Consider the following 2,108-nt stretch of genomic DNA (forward strand, 5'->3'; position numbering starts at 1 on the left):
AGCCAAACGTATGGCTATATTACAAATACACCAAAACCCCATTGGTCCAATTTTAATTTTGTTGGCATGATTGAAAAATATTTCGATATCCCTGTCGGATTCGATACGGATGTCAATGCAGCAGCGTTAGGAGAATTGTTTTGGGGAAGGGCAAAAGGGAAAAACAGCTGTATCTATATGACAGTAGGAACAGGCATTGGTGTCGGGGCGATCATCGAGGGACGTCTCGTTCACGGATTACTCCATCCAGAGATGGGACATATTCTCGTTCGACGCCATCCAAATGATACGTTTTCTGGCATTTGCCCGTTTCACGGCGATTGTTTAGAGGGGCTAGCTTCCGGTCCTGCGATCGAAAAGAGATGGGGGAAACGAGGCGCTGACCTTTCTGAACAAGATGAAGTGTGGGAACTCGAAGCTTTTTATTTAGGGCAAGCGATCGCACAGTACATTTTAGTTTTATCTCCGGAACAAGTAATTATTGGGGGAGGGGTAGCGAAACAATCCACCTTGCTACCTCGTATTCACCGTCACGTTTTAAATCATCTGAACGGATATGTACAACATGAGGTGATTTTAAAACATATTCATGATTACATTACACGACCTGGTTTAGGAGATAACGCAGGTATATGCGGAGCTTTAGCACTTGCGAAACAGGCGTTGAGGGATAAATAACAATGTTATTCAAAAGATGTCCTATACAATGGGCATCTTTTTTGGAATATATGCTTGATTTAGAGCCATTTATTTTTTGATAAAAAACTGAATATTCAATATTTTAAGTTAGTAAAAAACCATATTATACAAATAAGTATCATATTTACAAAAAAGTCATTTATCCAGGAGAAATAGAGAGAAGAGTTATCGAAATGATAAATGGTAAAAAAATTTTGAAGATCGGATGGTGAAGAAAGTGAAGGCACCTCATTGGACAAGGGAAGAAAATCTTTGCATTTATTACTACCTCGATCGTTTTCCTGAAAAAAGTAATAAAGAAATAGCACAGCTCATTAAAGAATACGAACAGTCTAACACCATTGCCCGTCGTAGTGAAGATGCCATTTATCAACATGTTGCTCAGTTAAGAGATCGTCAATCGGATTTAAATGTGCCTGATCCTGTACACAATCCCAATCGGCGTTTTAATCATTATTAAGTACGAATTGGCATTTGGGACAAAGAAGATTTGTGAACAGATTTGCAAATAGAGAGGGGTATTATTGTCAGTTAAGGAAATTTGATCTTTTCCCCTCAAAAAATAAAAACGTTAGGAGAGAAAAGCATGCTCGATCGAATCAAAGGAGGCTTGTTTGGGGTGGCGGTTGGCGATGCGCTGGGGGCGACGACAGAGTTTATGAGTGCAGAGGAAGTTCGGGAGCGATACGGAAAAGTGACAGATATCATGGGCGGTGGGTATTTTGATTTGCTGCCTGGGGAAGTGACAGATGATACAGCGATGACGATCGCCGTAGCAAAAGGGATTATTCAAAGTCCCGATAACCCGATTCCCACCATCGGTGAGGAGTTTTTGCGCTGGTATGATACGAAACCGAAGGATGTCGGAACGATTATTCGTACCGTGTTTTCCATATATAATGGTGATTGGTTTGACGCAGCGATAAAAGCTTGCGAGAAACTGAACGGCCGTTGTGCAGGCAACGGGTCACTCATGCGTTGTTTGCCGATTGCGCTTGCATATGCAGACAAAGAAAAGATGGAAGAAATCACGATATGGCATTCGCGTATGACGCATGCGGATGATAAAGCGACCGAGGCTTGTCTCATTTATAACCGCATCGCGTTTCGTTTGCTTCAAGGGGAGAGTTTATCAGATGCGATTTTTCAAGAAATCGCCCATACTCGCTATGAACCGATGTTGACTGAAGCTCCTTCTTGCTTGCCTGATGGCTATGTCGTACATACGATGAGTTGGGTGCTTCACTGGTTGCTTCGTTGTGAATCGTTTGAAGATGTTGTCATTTCTGCAACGAATATGGGGGAGGATAGCGATACAGTCGCTGCAATTGCAGGTGGATTGAAAGGGTTAGAGCTCACATTTCGCACCCTCTCGACAAAAATCGGGAGGATTTTTTTATCTTCCTGTC

General features: G+C 42.2%; 3 protein-coding genes. All 3 read left to right on the forward strand.

Features of this window, described 5'->3' with window-relative positions:
* Positions 1-678, forward strand: a 678-nt coding sequence (locus V7Z64_RS13080) for an ROK family protein (protein ID WP_334110714.1), incomplete at its 5' end; no start/stop codon positions are given.
* Positions 679-904: 226 nt separating this feature from the next.
* Positions 905-1,159, forward strand: coding sequence for a hypothetical protein (locus V7Z64_RS13085; RefSeq protein WP_334110716.1), 255 nt, complete (start codon positions 905-907; stop codon positions 1,157-1,159).
* A gap of 126 nt (positions 1,160-1,285) precedes the next feature.
* The coding region (locus V7Z64_RS13090) for an ADP-ribosylglycohydrolase family protein (protein ID WP_334110718.1) at positions 1,286-2,108 on the forward strand (823 nt) is incomplete at its 3' end.

Origin of the sequence: Anoxybacillus sp., assembly GCF_036834105.1 — a bacterium.
In the GTDB taxonomy this organism is placed as follows: domain Bacteria; phylum Bacillota; class Bacilli; order Bacillales; family Anoxybacillaceae; genus Anoxybacillus.

Coding starts and splice junctions, on each gene's coding strand:
- V7Z64_RS13085 (WP_334110716.1), top strand. CDS start 905: ATGGTGAAGAAAGTGAAGGCACCTCATTGGACAAGGGAAGAAAATCTT.